The 16,578-nt window shown below is 37.6% G+C and carries 7 protein-coding genes and 3 pseudogenes; 4 read left to right on the top strand and 6 right to left on the bottom strand.

From position 1 onward, the window contains the following. The first annotated feature begins 167 nt into the window (after positions 1–167). A complete protein-coding gene (locus tag GJB62_RS28950) occupies positions 168–428 on the top strand; it encodes a hypothetical protein (RefSeq protein WP_114083147.1) in 261 nt (86 codons plus the stop codon). Positions 429–618: 190 nt separating this feature from the next. Here GJB62_RS28950 and GJB62_RS28945 read toward each other — a convergent pair whose 3' ends face one another. Continuing rightward, positions 619–6,288, bottom strand: coding sequence for an alpha-2-macroglobulin (locus GJB62_RS28945; RefSeq protein WP_245246039.1), 5,670 nt, complete (start codon positions 6,286–6,288; stop codon positions 619–621). A 500-nt stretch (positions 6,289–6,788) separates the two neighbouring features. Here GJB62_RS28945 and pbpC point away from each other — a divergent pair, with 500 nt between their 5' ends. Beyond that, positions 6,789–9,173, top strand: a complete 2,385-nt coding sequence (pbpC, locus tag GJB62_RS28940) for a penicillin-binding protein 1C (RefSeq protein ID WP_114083146.1) — start codon at positions 6,789–6,791, stop codon at positions 9,171–9,173. A gap of 459 nt (positions 9,174–9,632) precedes the next feature. Here the strand turns inward: pbpC and GJB62_RS28935 are convergent. Beyond that, a pseudogene (locus tag GJB62_RS28935) lies at positions 9,633–10,025 on the bottom strand (transposase); the annotation flags it as partial. Positions 10,026–10,100: 75 nt separating this feature from the next. On the opposite strand from GJB62_RS28935, the gene GJB62_RS28930 reads away from it, so the two are divergent. Further along, positions 10,101–11,159 carry an IS630 family transposase gene (locus GJB62_RS28930; RefSeq protein WP_245245942.1) on the top strand — a complete coding sequence of 353 codons (1,059 nt, stop codon included), beginning with the start codon at positions 10,101–10,103 and terminating at the stop codon, positions 11,157–11,159. A gap of 2 nt (positions 11,160–11,161) precedes the next feature. On the opposite strand, the pseudogene GJB62_RS28925 reads toward GJB62_RS28930, so the two are convergent. The 4 genes and pseudogenes from GJB62_RS28925 to GJB62_RS28910 form a co-directional block, all read right to left on the bottom strand. Then, a pseudogene (locus GJB62_RS28925) lies at positions 11,162–11,627 on the bottom strand (transposase); the annotation flags it as partial. Positions 11,628–11,703: 76 nt separating this feature from the next. Then, entirely contained in the window at positions 11,704–12,726 is a 1,023-nt protein-coding gene (locus GJB62_RS28920) for an IS4 family transposase (RefSeq protein WP_114081515.1), read from the bottom strand. 95 nt (positions 12,727–12,821) lie between these two features. Then, positions 12,822–13,169: pseudogene (locus GJB62_RS28915) on the bottom strand (transposase family protein); the annotation flags it as partial. A gap of 302 nt (positions 13,170–13,471) precedes the next feature. Next, the gene (locus tag GJB62_RS28910; RefSeq protein ID WP_114085095.1) at positions 13,472–15,076 is read right to left on the bottom strand and encodes an ATP-binding protein; all 1,605 of its coding nucleotides are present in this window, start codon (positions 15,074–15,076) and stop codon (positions 13,472–13,474) included. Positions 15,077–15,669: 593 nt separating this feature from the next. Here GJB62_RS28910 and GJB62_RS28905 point away from each other — a divergent pair. Beyond that, positions 15,670–16,452, top strand: coding sequence for a red chlorophyll catabolite reductase (locus GJB62_RS28905; protein WP_167755999.1), 783 nt, complete (start codon positions 15,670–15,672; stop codon positions 16,450–16,452). The last annotated feature ends 126 nt before the right edge of the window (positions 16,453–16,578 follow it).

The raw sequence follows: 16,578 nt of genomic DNA, 5'->3' as shown, positions 1-16,578 counted from the left end.
AAAAGTCTTACTATCATCACAGCTAATAAATAGCTAGTTGCTGTATAATTTATTTTGTGTTCCCTTTTAGACTCACTCATCGTTCACAATAATTGCGGCAATTTCTTCATTGAAGCGATCTTTGTTGTGATTATCGTTGCTAAAAGTCACTTATTGGGGGTGAAGTAATGGACGAGTCTAATATTAACGACAAAAACAAATTTCTTTACCTTCGTAGTCGCTATTATGGTCAAGTTAAGCCAGAGAATTTAGTATTTAATGCCAACCTTCAAGAATTTGCTCACAAAGTTAGCTATATTACCAGTCTAGAAACATCTGGAAAGCTTGAACCAGAAGATGCTTACAAACAAATTAAAGCACTTTGGAAACAGTTGAAGCGCAGTAAAAAAGCATTGTTCATTGGTGAGGAACCACCAGAGAAATCCTGAAATTACTCATAAAAGCAATACCAGATGCTGCTTGTTATGTGGTGAACTTTTCATCATTCCAACAGCACAGCATCTACTGTATAACAGGTTGCCAATATACACCTGGTTTTAGGTGGTTGGTGTGGGCGATCGCATGATCGCTCCTTTCAAATTTTCATGCTTCAATTACAATGTAATGATTAAAAATCATTCATTTTCCATCCTCCAATATCAATGTAGACTCAGCAGTACGCCCAAATTCTTCTGGTGCATATTGCAGGTGAATTTCTGCACCAGGCCAGGAAAATGTGCCAGGGGTGACAGAACGAACTAAGTAATGCAGGCTATAAACTCCTGGTTCCAGGTGGTCAGCATAGGCGATAATGCGATCGCGGTACACATTCTTAAACCCAAGTTCCCAGCTATCGGCTTTTGCTTGTAATGCAGCCGTAGTAGTTTGGAAACTTGCATCCACCGCCTCAAAACCTGCTGGTAAAGGATCTTTAATTACTATATGATCCACGCTGCGATCGGCGATGATTTCTAAACCAATATCAAACACCTGTCCAGAAGCTAAAGTCAAGGGTCTATCGAAAGCGTAAATCCCCGTTTTTTGTAAAACTTTCTCTTCATTTACTTGACTAATTCCTCGCGTTATGCGTAACCCGTTAAATCTGCCTGGTTGATTTCCCTGCAAGCGATAATTATAAGCAACCAGATAGTGTAAAGTGCCATTACCTGTTTTTTGCAGCGTTAAATCATTACGACCACGAGGTAATAGATTCATCGGCACAATTAGTTGTAAGCTAGGATTTTTGTAGCCATCAAAGCGATTTTCTCCTAACTTATTACTTGCTAATTGCACAGTGGCAACAAAATTCGGCGGTGTGGGTTGCAGTTGACTATAATCTACCAAAGCTGTTAATGCTTGGGCATTGTTATAGTTAGTTTGCCATGTACCATCCCGGCGCAATGCGAGAAGACTTTGGAATAACTTATCTATAACTTCGGGTTTACTTTTCTTGGCAATAAATAAGCGTAAAGCTTGCGCTTGCGTCGTCGTAGATGAACTCATCCATCCCCAACTGCTGGGTAAACTCACAACTGCTGTGCGGCCAGTTTCAGAGATATTCTGTTGCAGCTTGTTTACTAATTGTTGAGATTCATCTTGCCATTCTGGGAATTGAGATAAATATCGCGCTAGTTTAATTTGAGTTACTAAATCAAAATTATTGCGCTGTTCATAAATATCTGCGAGAAAAGTATTGCGTTTATCTCCTAAATCTGATAGGGCGATTAAAGCATTAATTTGCAGTTGCCTTTTACAGAGTAGTTGTTTGCAAAAATCGTATTCTCCAGGATTCGCTAGAACTTTTTGCAGATAAGTTTTGAGGCGAGACAGCATTCCAGAATCGACTAAATTAGGAAACACCTGACTGGCTTTAGCCAAAGATTCACCCGCATAAGCAGAAACCCAAGGGTCAGATTTTTCTTGTCCGGGGAAAGCAGCAAAACCACCATCGGCTATTTGGAGTTTTTGTAATTGTTCGATTGCTAAATTAGCTTGTTGGCTAGGATTAAATTCTGCGAAAGTTTGGCCATATTTTTGGGCGATAGTTTGCAAATTAGCCGCAATCATTAATTGACTTGCAGCAGGTTCTGTAAACGGCAAATCATTATCCTTTAAAACCTGCTTTGCTGGTGCTTGAATCTCCGGTATTAAAGTACTCGCCAACTGAATATCTAAACCTCCCGCATCAGGGAAGGTATTTTTATCAACATTCAGGGGAATTTTCACCTGTTTTTCGGTGACACCAGTTTCAACCACTTGTTCTGTAATCTCAACTGGCTTAATTTCCAAAGGTAATTCAAAAGCATCTGCGGCTGTACCATTTAGCTGAGTGGTAAAGCGAACCTTACCAACTCCGACGCTATCCGCCACCATTGGAAAGCGATAAGCGTGAGTTGCAGATTCAGCTTTGGTTTGTAAAGCAGTAGTTGTGGGGTTTTTGTCAGCAAACTTCAGAGTACCGCTAAGTTCGCCATTAATTGAGATATTTCCTGTATTCCCGGTGTTGTTGGTGACGGATAAACCAGCGAGAATGCGATCGCCTGGACGGGCAAACTGTGGCAAGATGGCATTAGTTAGCAGTGGCTTGGTGGTGAGAAACGTCGCGTCCCCATTCCCGAAACGCAGATTTCCATCGGTGCCTACAGCCATCACCCGCCATGTAGTTAAATCATCCGGGAGTTTAAAAGTTATCTGTGCATTACCATTTGCATCAGTAAGTACAGAAGCGTTGTAGTAAGCTAAGGCTTTAAAATCGGTGCGAGTGCGAGTATTAGCTGCACCAGTTGAGAAACCACCACCATAACCCCAACCTTTTGGTTTAGCTACATCTTGCGGTTGTAATATGACATCCGCGCGATTATCGTTAAAGCGGGTAGATATTGTCTGTTCTGCATAAACTGTATCCACCAAATCTGGCGGACGATAACCAGAAAGTTGTAACACCGCTTCATTTACCACCATGACTGTAAACTGTCCTTTGGTGGGATTTCCTTGATTATCCTTCAGTTCCAGTTGTACTGTTTCTTCTGCACCAGGTTCTAATGATGCTTGCACTGGCTTAACTTGAAGTTTTAAATACTTATCTTCTAAGTTAACTTTGAAAGGTGCAAAACCAATCTTCACCAAGTTATCTAAAGTTCCTATTTCTACTTGGCTGATGGATTTACCTTGTCTTACTAATACAGCTTCAATGGCTGCATTTGGCAGCATTTCTGGTGTAACTTGAAACTGAATTTGTGGTGCGCTTCCTTGAACTTTGGTAATTTGTTGATAAAGGGGTTTGTCTTTAATCACCGCAAAGTACAATTCTGCATCTGGATAGGGAGATTGAATTAGTACAGTAGCAGTTTCACCAGGTTTAAACTCTTGTTTATCTAATTTAAGTTCTAAGACATCTTTTTCTTTCGAACCCCAAAATACTGGATTTTGTCCAGTTGCCCAAATTTGTAAATCTGTGGCACTTAATTCGGATTTTGCATCGCTAAAATTCACTCTAATCCGGTATGAACCTGATTCTGGTGCTGTCAAACTTACCGATTGGGGATTACTAGCAGATGTAATTTCTGTTTGTCCAACTGTTTTATATTCAACTTGATTTTTTGACGTTCGGCTACCTTCTACTAATTGAGTGACACTGCTGTATTTAATCTCTTGTAATTCCAGACGCACTCGTTGACCTGTTATCGGTTTTCCTGTAGGGTCGGTAACAATCACATCAATAGGAAAAGCTTTACCAGCATTAGTAATGAAATTACTTTTTAACCCAATGAGACGATTACTTGGTAAGGCTGTAAAAGTTTTGGAATTCGCTACAGACAGATTAGAAACATCTGCAACTTGTACATCTACTTGGTAAGTCATGGGATATGGTAAATCATTAGCCACACTTACCGTTTGACTACTTTTACCATTAGCATCTAGTTGGGTATTATTTTGCAACACATCACTAGAGACACTAGGAGATTCTTCTGGCCATAACCACTGCCGACCAAAAGTAAATTCGTCCCAACCTTTGGGAATAAAATTAGCTTGTTGACGAGTAATAAAGTATTTTGCTTCTCCACCTTCTACAGGCGCACCAAATAAATAATTGCTTGTTGCATTAATATCAACTTTATCGTCAATATAAGCAAATTCTTTATCTAAGTTCAGTTCGACTTTAAAGTTGGGTGGCTTAAACTCAGCCACTCGAAATTCCCCAGAAAGTTCTTGTCCATTCTTACCCTTAGCCTGGATTGTATGGTAGCCTAAGCGCTGAGTAGTTTTGATTGGCAATTCCAGAGAAAATGTACCAAATTCATTTGTAGTTTGCGTACCTAAGCTAGTCTTTTCTCCATCAGGATTTACCAAAGTTAATTGGTAAACGGCATTTTTATCTTGTTGGATTGTGCCATTTTGCAGTAAGCCAGCAAAACCAGTAAACCAAGCTTTTTCGCCTGGTTGATATAACTGTCTGTCTGAAAAAATTACCCCGCGTGATTCTGGCTTACTATCTTGCCAACCTGCATCAATACCATAGCCATAAACGCCGCTATATTCTTCAGTTCTAGCGAATGCCCAATCTTGGTTTTCACGGGCAATTACTAATAATTGTGGTGATTTACTAGAACTTTCATTGCCAGAATAACATTGCTGTAATCCTTCACGAACAATTCTAAAAATTCCATTTTCATCAGTTTTACCAGTTGCGCAAGGTACTGGTTCGGGGCGAGATTTTGCTTGTAATTTTGATTGATAAATTTCCACAGCCGACGCTTGAACTGGCGAACCATCTGTTAGATGATTGACGCGAATTAAGCCTGAATCAGGGAACCACTGAGTAAATACGCCCAAATTCGTCAATTCAACTAAGCCATAAGTGGTAGGTTCTCGCCACAGTTCCTTTCCATTTTCCTGATATTTATTAGTACGGGCTTGAACTCCATAAGCTAACATTCCCGTAGCTGCACTTATTTTTTCCCGGAGAGGAACAGCAATATCTACTGATTGATTCTTCTTACCTGATACCTTAAAGCTTTGCCAATCAGAAGGTTGTGGTAATAAATCACTACTATTATTAAAATAAACCAAATCTGTCGGTTTAACTACTCGATAAGCTGCTTTATATTTAGATTCTGGTAGATTTCCGGTAGTAATATTTAGCTGTAAATTTTTATCTGTGGGGAAAATATTTAAATCTGATGGTACCCAGATATCCCCGGCTAAATCTCCAGTATCATATTTAAGTGTTACAGGTTTACCCAAAGTCTGCCCAAACTTATCTTTGAGATTTTCGCCGATAGTAATTGTATAAGTTTTAGCTGGTTCTAGCGCATAAGTATTGATGCCGACAATTTTATCTTCATCATTTATTTGGATGATTCTCGAAATGTCTTTTGGTGCTGGATTAATAGTAATACTTTCTTTAGCTGAATCGGCCAATAAGACATTATTAAATTCTAGCTGGGGACTGCCTTTAATAAATCGTCCGAATGTTCCACCTGAATCTGGCTGTCCGTAAAAGTTAATTTTCTGAAATGCTAAAGGTGAATAGGTTACTAACTTACTAGCAAATTCTTTCTCTGTAGGGAGATTGCCATAAGCAGGACGTATTCCAGGAGAAAAGACTAGGCGATAAGGGGTTGCCTTTTCGAGATTTTGCTGTGGAATAAGATTATAAATCCAATTGCGGGCTGAAGGGTCAAATTTTTCTAAAGGATCTTCTTCATTTTTTACTGGTTTTTCTTCTTTATTTAATTCGACTTTGAAGCCTACACCCTTATTTTTTCCTTCAGGAATTAACTGTAATTTTTCTTGTACAGAAGCTAAATTTAATTCTACGTTGGAAGTAAACTGTAGCTTTGGTTGTAAATCAATGGGTTCAATATCAGCCTTTTCAATGGGATTGACACCGGGTAAATTAGTCAGGTTGATAGATTCAGTATTGAAAGTCCAAGGTAAATCTTTATCTAAGCGATGATTTTTTAAATCAGCTAAACCTGCTTTGAGAGTGACTTGAAATCTTGTCGCTATTGGCAATGCTTTCTCAGCTTGAAAACCTACCATACGCGGTGTTAAAAAGCGAAATTGACCGGGTAAAGGCGGCCAAAGGGCAAATTTTTCTAATATTTTCTGTTGTTCTGGACTATCAAGACTTTCAACTGGAATTAAAGCTTCTTTAAAACGGATGCGAATTTGGTTGAGAGGTTTTGCATCGCCAATAGGACTAATTTGTTCAATCCAGTCTGGTAATTTTGGTGGTGTAAGTGAGGATACTGCTGGGAGTTGTTCTTTACTTGAGTTGATACCAAAAAAATTACATCCTGTCATTGCTAGCATGAATGTAAAGAGAAGAAGAAACTGTATCCTTCTCTTCTGGCGTGAGGAATGGCTAATTTTTTTTAATGAACCGCCAAGTACGCCAAGGACGCTAAGGAAGAAATAGACAATTTTATAGTGCAAACGGAGTAAAAATCTGATAATCATATTTTTTAGTAATTTAAAATAAAAAATTCACAAGTTATAGCTAACAAAACTTTGCATATCTTCTTGAGTTGGCAATGCCAAGACAAATAAAGGATGCTATATGACTATTTTTTACATAGAGTTTGGATTTTACTATGTTTATTTACATAGATAACTAATCCTGTATGATTGTTCCTAAAAATCACTACAATTCTTAACTATGAATAAGTATTTAACTTCTGCAAATATTAATTTACATCTGCTAAGTAATTTCAAATAAATTATTAAGGATTTGACATATTTACTGATATCGATGTAATCGCTGCGTCAAAATTAAGGTAGGTTTTCTTGACAGGGATTCCCTGATGAAACTAATTTTACGATCGCTACTCCAAATTAAGCAAAGTAGCAAATTTATCCTAGCTGTGCTGGTAATCTGCCTGGTTATACGCTTATTACCCTATTTTGCGCCCGTTCGAGCCGCAGATATTGCCCAAAATCAACTGGCAATGCAATTTAGCGATCGCAATGGTTTACCATTAGGAACATTGCTCACCCGTGACCAAGAACATACATCAGTAGTCGCACTAAATCAAGTTTCGCCCCAGTTTATCCATGCTATTTTAGCCGCCGAGGATGGCAGCTTTTACCATCACGGCGCGTTGGATATGAAAGCTGTTATCCGCGCCAGCAAAGAAGCCATCCACGCGAAACGAATTGTTTCCGGCGCTTCCACTATTACTATGCAACTGTCGCGGATGTTAGATCCCGTCCCCCGCAGCTTTTCTGGTAAACTGCAAGAGATTTGGCTATCTTGGCGGTTAACAGCAGGGATGAATAAAGATGAAATTCTCTCTGCATATATTAATCGGCTACCAATGGGCGGGAATATATATGGTGTAGAAGCAGCCGCACAGACTTATTTTTCTATCCCAGCGAGTGAGTTAAATCTTGCTCAAGCCAGTTTGTTGGCCGCTATCCCCAATAATCCCACATACTTTAACCCTTATGAACATTGGGAACGGTTGAAGCAGCGACAAAAATACGTCCTTAATCGTATGGTAGAGGAAAAATATATTAGTAGTGCGAACGCAGCCCGAACACACACCGAAAAAGTTGTATTTCAATCTCGCCCACGGGGAATTATCGCCGCACCACACTTTTTATTTTGGTTAGCCAATCAAATCTCCCCAACCCCCCTTGAAAAGCAGGGCTTAATCCCCCCCTTAATAAGGGGGGTTAGGGGGGATAAATCCGTTATTCGCACAACTATAAATCGCCCTTTACAGCAGTTTATCGAAGCACAGGTGCAACAGGTAATTTCTTCCCTAGCCGCTAATAATGTTCATGATGCAGCTGCGTTGGTGATTGACAACCACACTGGTGAAGTTTTGACTTATGTCGGTTCGCCTGATTACTTTAATCAAGCAAAACTAGGACGCAATGATGGAGTGCAAGCGCTACGTCAACCTGGTTCTACCCTCAAGCCTTTTGTGTATGAATTAGCTTTAGAAAAAGGTTTAATTCGCCCAAATACTATTTTGGCAGATGTCCCCGCCCGTTATGCAATTCCCGGCGCGAGACTTTATAGCCCAACCGATTACACCGAACGCTTTCTTGGCCCTGTGCGGGTGCGAATCGCTTTAGCAAATTCGTTAAATGTACCCGCAGTGAGGGTGTTAGAAAAAGTAGGTGTGCAGACTTTTTTAGAACGATTGCATCAACTGGGGTTTGAAAACCTCAATCAAACCCCAGAACATTACGGTTTAGGTTTGACTCTCGGTAGTGGCGAAGTCAGTTTATGGGAATTAGCTAGAGCTTACGTTACTATGGCACGACTTGGAGAGTCTATCCCTCTAGTAAGCAAATTTTCTGATTCTCCAAGCCAAAATTCAAGTTGCGCTGAAAGCGCACCAAATATGCGATGTAATATCCAAAATTCAACGACAATATGGCAATTAATCACTAATATCCTCAGTGATAATCATGCTCGTGCAACAGCATTTGGTGTAAACTCTGTCTTAAATTTACCCTTTCCTGTTGCCGTTAAAACTGGCACTTCTTCCAATTTTCGTGATACTTGGACAGTTGGCTTCACTACTGATTACACCGTCGCTACTTGGGTAGGCAATTTCAACGGGGAACCGATGCGACAAGTTTCAGGTGTGACAGGCGCTGCACCTTTGTGGAATCGGATTATGCTACACCTGCACGAACATCAAGAACCAGCAGCTTTTCCGCCTCCAGAAGGTTTAGTGCAATTACCTATTTGTGCAATTTCGGGATTACGACCAACACCAGATTGTACTTCAGTGGTGCAAGAATATTTCTATCCAGAAGATAAAATTGCCTACGAAAGTGACAAGCAATTTAACTTACCACCAGAGTATAACGAGTGGTTGGCAAAACAACAGCAATCGAGTCTTGTTTCTACCAATTTGAGAATTTTGTCCCCGCATCATGGCGATTTATTTTTAGTCTATCCAGGTGAAGAAACGAAGCAAAAACTCGAATTTAAGCTAGCGGGAAATAAATCTGCGTCTGTTGAATGGTGGCTAAATGGGGAAAAATTAGATACAAATTCAGCTAATTCTTTATTTTGGAATTTGCGCCCTGGAAAGTGGGATTTGGAAGCGAGAAGTGGTGAAATGACTGATAAGGTAAGTTTTAAGGTGGAATTAGCTAATATTAAACCTACTCGTCGAGGATTTTCTATCAGTAATTCTCAGGTAAAGGGAAATAGCCCATAATTAAAGAGTAAGCTAACGCGCCTACATATTGCAATATTTTCCGTGTAGACCGTCATTAGTCATTAGTCAAAAGTGTTTACCAAGGATAAAGGACAACCTCACCAGTTGATGTGCAATCTTATTTGCGTAACAGCTTAATACCTTACCTTGCTAGAAGGCATTGATTAAAAAAGGCAGGAATTACCTGCCTAGTTCCGTTAAACGGTTTGATGAGTGAATTATTGCAGAGTGTATTGACAAAACCATTGCAAGATTATGTCAAAGATATGACTATAAATTAATACGCTTGGGTTAGCCCTAAAAATCTAGAAGATCCCAAATGAGTTTATATTTACTTACCAAAAAGGGTAAGGGGTAATAAAAAACCTTTACCCTTTAACCTTTTCCCACAACGTATAAAGAAATCCCCTATTTTTAAATAGCCCGAATAAAAAAGAATATTTGGTTCATCCGTTACTTTTATGGAGAATTAATAGAAAAGTGCCAGTTTAATAAACTGCGTAATCGAAAATTGCTAAAATTCCGAAAGCCATACCCAAGTCTTTTAATTAACTTGAGTTTATTATTAATTCCTTCTACAGTACCACTGGTAGTTCTGCCATCAAAATAACCGACTATTTCCCCAAACCATCTCACCATTGTCCCTAGACTTTTCGGAAAGTATGAACGTGCATCATACATCCAATCTAATAATTGTGTTATGCTATCTCCCCAAGATTTAGTGGTTTCAAATATCTGGCGGAATTGTTCTTTAAGTGCGTGCATTTTAGCCAGAGTCGGCGACACCTCTAACACGGAGTTTAATTTTGATTTTTGCTTTTCGTTTAAAGAATCTTCATTTTTAATTAAACTATATTTGCTTTTAGTTAAGTAGGTGGTTACAATTAAATATAAGATAGAGAAGGTCTAAAAAATAGGTTCTACGAGATGTCTGCTCCATTGCGAGTTAGATTAACAGATTTAGAAGATTTGACGCTTTTGGAGTTACGGTCAGCGACAACAGTTCCTCAACGGACACGAGAGCGTGCCCACATAATTCGATTAAATGCCCAAGGATGGAATGTACCAGCGATAGCTAAAATTTTTGAGTGTCACGAACATACGGTACGAGCAACACTGAGGCGTTGGGAAAATAAGGGTTTGGGAGGACTGTGGGAAACTTCCGGGCGAGGAGCAAAGTGCAAATGGCTTGAGGCAGACTTAGCATATTTAGAGGATTGCTTAGAGGTAGAGCCCCGTACTTATAACAGTTTGCAGTTATCAGAAAAATTGGCTCAAGATAGAAATGTGCAATTGAGTCCGTCTCGTTTGCGACGTTTGCTCAAAAAAAAGTGGAAATGGAAACGCACCCGCCATACTCATAAGAGAAAACAAGACCCAGAAAAACGACGAATTAAGCAAGCAGACCTAGATACCTTAAAGCAAGCGGCAGTAGAGGGTTATGTCGAGCTTAAGTATCTTGATGAGTCTGGGTGTTGTCGTTGGAGTCCCGTTAGCTATAGTTACAGTCGTATCGGTAGCCAAAAACAAATGGCACAAGTTGGTAGCCGTGGTGGTCGCATTAGTATTTTGGGTTTATGGCAACCCCAAGTCAGTTTTGAATATGCCTTGGTTCAAGGTGGGTTCAAAACAAAACGCTACATCGAGGTTATGGATTGGGTTGCAGCTAAGGCACAAAACACTTTAGTTGAAACTGGTCGCATCAGTGTTATTGTTCACGATAATGGTTCCTTACATACCAGTAAGAAAGCAAAACAAAAATGGCTTGAGTGGCAGGAAAAAGGATTATTCGTTTTCTTTTTACCACCTTATTGTTCCGAAATGAATCGGATAGAGGAAGAGTGGCATCAACTAAAAACTCATGAAATTGCTGGACAAATGTTTGACAATAACTACGATTTGGCTATGGCAATTATTGATGGCATGGAAGCTAGAAGCGTAAAGGGGGAATATGCCCTTGAGCGTCTTATATTTAATTGTGCCTAGCTACTTAATGCCTCTAGTTGGCGAGATTTTTCGGATTTATCTTCTAACGACATTGCTGCTTTCTTCTCAGTTTTACGCATCCGATCTAATTCATCATTTACTTGTTTCATCACATGAAACCTGTCAGCAGTTATGTTAGCATTTGGCATTAAATCTTCTACTAAGCTTTTATAAGGCGACCAGAGATCAATACTCACTTCAACAAGCATGATTAAGTACTTCAAATCCCCAGCCAGCAATTACTTCACGGATATCTTCTATTCGTCGTGATTGCACTATTTCAATTGGCTTATGAGTATCTAAATCCACTAATACTGCTAAGTAGTTTCCTTGACCTTTAACTAAAGCTATTTCATCTATACCTAACTTTTTTACCTGGCTTAGATTAATATTTAATATTTGTGAAGCTTGCTTTTTTAACATTGATTCTACTTCTTCATCACTCAATCCATTCCTTTCGGCAACACTATGAATACAGAAATGTTGAATCCTAATACAAAACTTTACATATCTAGTTACACTAACTCTAAAAAGCCTAAAATAGTCAACATGACATCATCTCCTCAAACCAATGAACATAACTGATTTTCTGACACATACAAGATTGTAAATAGCGAAATTTATCTAATAGCGTATGTCCCCATTGTTGTGGGATAGATAATATCTGCAAAAGTAGATAAGCTATTAAACTAACGTAAATTTGTATAGTGATACCATTGACGTTCTTAGTAATTAATTTATCAAGTTTTAAGTGCATCTTTAAAAACTTCCATAACAATTCAACTCCCCAACGTAATCGATAAATATCCCTAATTTCATCATCACTAACGGCAGCCTCTCCATGAGAAGGTAAATTAGTAACTAAGCGAAACTCGGTTTTCGCTTCTAAATCACAAAAGTTAATTACTCTATAGGCTTGAGCATCACCAGATGCACCAACTTTAACCAACCCATTTGAGCCATCAAATTCTAGTTTCCAATTGTTTTTTATCCGTAAAACAAAATATTTGTTTTCTTGTACTAATTCTTGGATAAATTTTAATCCAGCAAAACCCCTATCCATCACCCCAACAGCATTTATTGGTAAACTAGACATCATTTTAGAACCAAATTTATAGTCATGATCATGTCCAAAATTTATGAAGTTATTTGATGGACTTCCAGTAGCTAAATTTAGAGAACTGAAAAGTTTTACTTGATGATGTCCTAATACCCATAACAATTTACTTGTGAGAGTAATAATTGTTGAATCTATTGGACAAATTGCATATTTATCATGCAACTTTTTTTGAACTTTCTTCTGTACTAATTCATTCAATTTTTGGTAAATTTCTTGAAAAGGTTTTTGGCTTCGATGTAAGTTTGCTTTAGAAAAAGTAGAAATATCTACTTCAAATCCTGTGTTGTTTAATCTCTTAAACAAATCTCGCATACTTGTTAAGCTGTTATCCATAGCATAAGAGAGCCAGCACTCAAAGAACAGACGACTGTTCAATACTGGATAATCGTTTTTTGGCAGTCCTCTCAAGATATCTTTGACAATCTTGGGAAATGAATTTATAATCACTATCAAATAGATATACTTTAATCTTCCGCCCAAAATTTAACATATTTTGGGCTGTTTTTATCGGATTTCTCTTAACATTCAACACTTTTGCTATGAATATTACTATTTAATACTTGTTGTACTATGTCTGTTGCTAATCTTTTTGTATATCCTTTACTTTTATCTACAAAATCCAATTTCTCACTAAAGACTTTTTTACATTTATGACATTTGAACTGGCGACGATTTATTTTTAAGAGTACTGGCTTTTTACTCCAAGATAAATCATGAATCATCCGCCAATGATTTTGATGTATACTCTGAGTATTTTGCCCACAAGATGGGCAAGTCGAATAGTTAACGCTTTTTTCTATCGTTATAATTATTTCTTCCCCTTCAATTTCTTGAAAATCTAATACTTTCATATCGGGCAGATTCAGGATTTGCTCTACAGTAAATTTCATAGCGATACCTACGGCACACTGCGTGAAAGCCTTAATTTTTACTGTGTTATAGTATAAATCATGCTATTTGGATTATTTCAGTATACGTGAAACTGCTACAATGCTTACACAGTCTATGTTTTAAGGATAAATATCATTAAAATGTAGTTAATAAAATTTACTAAAATTTAGTAACCACCATAAAAGCACCGGAAGAACCGAATATTTTTAAGACACGTAGTGCGATAACTTAGCAGTGCCCATATTTGAAACCCCTGCTTTTAAGTTACTGGTTCTCTTTCCCCTTTCCCCTTTCCCCTTCTTCATTGCATCTGCTTGATGGGAATCTCAATTACAAATTCTGTACCCTTCCCAGGTGCAGAAATGCAGTTGATTTTTCCCTTATGCTTCTCTACTATAATTTGGTAACTGATGGATAATCCTAAGCCAGTACCTTTACCTACAGGTTTAGTAGTAAAAAAAGGGTCAAACAATCTAGTCTTAACTTTCTCTGATATTCCTATCCCATTGTCTTTAATACTAATAATTACAAAATCTTCATCTTTAACTTTAGTATGGATAATAATAGAATTCAGATGTTTTGTAACATCTTTTTTTAAATAGTCCTCTTGCTGTTCATGTAAAGCGTCAATAGCATTACTTAAGATATTCATAAATACCTGATTTAATCCTCCTGCATAACATTCAACAAGAGGCAAATCACCATAATTTTTAATTATTGCAATTTCTTGCTGCTTATGATTTTCTTTAAGGCGATGCTCTAAAATTACTAGCGTGCTATTAATTCCTTCATGAATATCAACAGGTTTCATTTCTGCTTCATCAAGACGCGAGAAGTTCCGCAAAGTTAGCACAATCTCACAAATGCGCTCAGTACCAATTTCCATTGAGGATAATATTTTTGGCAAATCATCAAGAATAAACTCTAAATCTATCTTATTAATAAAACTAGTTATTTCTGGATTATAATTACAATTTTCTTGCTGATACAGGTTAACTAAAGTTAGTAATTGCTGACTATATTTTCTAATATGTATTAGATTTCCATAAATGAAATTAACTGGATTATTGATTTCATGAGCAACACCAGCAACTAACTGACCTAATGAGGACATTTTTTCGGTTTGAACAAGTTGTACTTGAGTATATTGTAATTCTTGTAGTGTCTGTTCTAGTTGAATATTTTTGTGTTCTAATTTTGCCGTTCTCTCCACCACTTGCATTTCCAATCTACAATTTGTTTCTTCTAAGGCGGCTTGAGCAATTTTTTTATCTTTTAAGTATTGCTGCAATAAATTCAATACTAAAAGCCATGCTGGAATCAGTAGTGCTAAACTTATAACAGATTCTAAAACTGCCCAAAATATTCTTTTATAATATTCATCAACCTTCTGCTGTAACTGAACTAATATATTACTATTTCTTTTGGCAACACCATCAGCATAAATGTGTTTCTGAGTTTCATATTCTCGGCTAGAAAGTAGTAGTTGTGCTGTCTCTTTTTGATTTTTGTTAACTAACTCAAAAGATTTATATTCCATTGTGACCAAAAGTTGATTAGCAACATCAATTTTTTGGGCATCCTCATTTTGATATGCTTTAGGAGCCAGTTTGATAGATTCTTTAATAGCAATATCGAGTTTAGGCTCAAATTGGCGATATCGTTTTTCCCAGATAGAGTTTCCTGTAGCAGCATTCATCCGAGCTGACATCGTTAATACTTCATCAAGATAAGTAATTTCATCACTCAGCGTTTGTAGTTTAAATTCATGTTTAATAATACTATTGAAGTTATAGTATACTTGCCAGTTAAGCCAAATTTGAGGAATAAACAAGAGTAATGTCAGCAGTACTGTTACAGTTACTAGTTGAGAAGAAACAAATCTCAGTTTGTAAGGCAGGCGCATTTTTATATTGTTTTTTTAGAGAGATTATAATTGTGTATTAACTAAAATTAACACTTCCCATAAGCCTTTTTTTCAGTATTAATACTGAATAAATAGTGTGAAAAACTTTTTCAAGCAACATTAATAAACTATTAGAATAATGTATTAAGCAAATTTCAAAATCATTTTCTAGCTAATTATGTAAACTAAATCCTAATAACTTGGCTTTTAAAAAAATATTTAATTATTATAATTACTATTGGATTTTTGAACATGATTAGGTATTTTAGAGTGTGTTTGAAGGGAGTTTGTAACGCATCATTATCGAGGTTTGGGTGTTCTACACTATCGTTAATACACCCTACGTATATTTTCAGAATATCAAACCGAATTTATATATATGCTATTTGAAAATATTCATCTAAATTAAGAGCTAAATAAAGAATCATCGGTTGATACAGATTGCTGCAATAGCTTTATCATGCTTTAGTTGATGGGCTTTTTATCACAGTCCTGAATTCGATAAAATATGTTACTTGGTATGGGCAACTAGCTAGATGCCAAAAAGTGTCAAACTAAATATAAAGTTTATAGAAAAACCGCAAACTCAAACTATGACTCAGCAACCAAGCGATCTAGACAATAAGGCTGTATTTGAAAAGTTGTGGGGAATTACAAAAGAACTCCACCAAAAACTAGAGGCTCGTTTCCAGTTACATCCAGACCCTTCTGTAGAAGATTTACAGCAATACAGCAGTCTCGATGGCAATATGAAGGGTTCACTGACTGCTTTTTCTGGGGAAGAAATTGACTGGCTAGTGCATTCGTGGTTGGGAAACCCGGAAAAATCAAACTTTAGCACTATGCGTCTCACCACTTGGTTGAAGTCGCATATCCAGGTTCCTCATTTGGCTTTTGAGTTTGGCACACTTCCAAATGGAAATATATTATTTTATATAGATTACATTGCCCGAACTGAGCTTTTAACCGATTTGGCATATCTCGATCGCTACTATGAGCCAGTTAATCAAACATTCTTAAAGTTACAGGAAGATTCGCGCCTCAAGGTATTTACCAGCAAAAGTCTGTATCTTCGATTATTTCAATCGCCTGTTAAATTGTGCTACTCAGGCGCACCCACCTTGGGAACCCTCGAATTAACTCGCACACTTGCACACGAAACCCTCGATCGCTGGCTGACTTGGGTAGATACAGCTGAACCCTTACCAGAAGATGCACGCAACGCTTTGGCAGCCCGTGATTTGTTGGTAAGGCGTACCAGTGCTGAACGCGATCCAGGCAATAAATTTGTCGCACAGATGTTTGGTTCTGAGTTGGCAGATAAACTTGTGCGATCGCTCTGGGGAGGTGCAATCGTTAAGAAAATTTGTACATAGCAGGGCAGATAATCGGGTCTTGGTACTGCAAGTTACCTGTTAACTTTTGCCACAGTGTACTAATAGACATCTCCAGAAATTAAATATGCGTTATCCAAAATCCTTGTAGAGACGTAGCAGTGCTAC

The organism is Nostoc sp. ATCC 53789, assembly GCF_009873495.1.
In the GTDB taxonomy this organism is placed as follows: Bacteria; Cyanobacteriota; Cyanobacteriia; order Cyanobacteriales; family Nostocaceae; genus Nostoc; species Nostoc muscorum_A.
This window is presented reverse-complemented; position numbering and strand designations above follow the sequence as displayed.

Coding starts and splice junctions, on each gene's coding strand:
- GJB62_RS28905 (WP_167755999.1), top strand. CDS start 15,670: ATGACTCAGCAACCAAGCGATCTAGACAATAAGGCTGTATTTGAAAAG.
- GJB62_RS28930 (WP_245245942.1), top strand. CDS start 10,101: ATGTCTGCTCCATTGCGAGTTAGATTAACAGATTTAGAAGATTTGACG.
- GJB62_RS28950 (WP_114083147.1), top strand. CDS start 168: ATGGACGAGTCTAATATTAACGACAAAAACAAATTTCTTTACCTTCGT.
- pbpC (WP_114083146.1), top strand. CDS start 6,789: ATGAAACTAATTTTACGATCGCTACTCCAAATTAAGCAAAGTAGCAAA.
- GJB62_RS28910 (WP_114085095.1), bottom strand. CDS start 15,076: ATGCGCCTGCCTTACAAACTGAGATTTGTTTCTTCTCAACTAGTAACT.
- GJB62_RS28945 (WP_245246039.1), bottom strand. CDS start 6,288: ATGACAGGATGTAATTTTTTTGGTATCAACTCAAGTAAAGAACAACTC.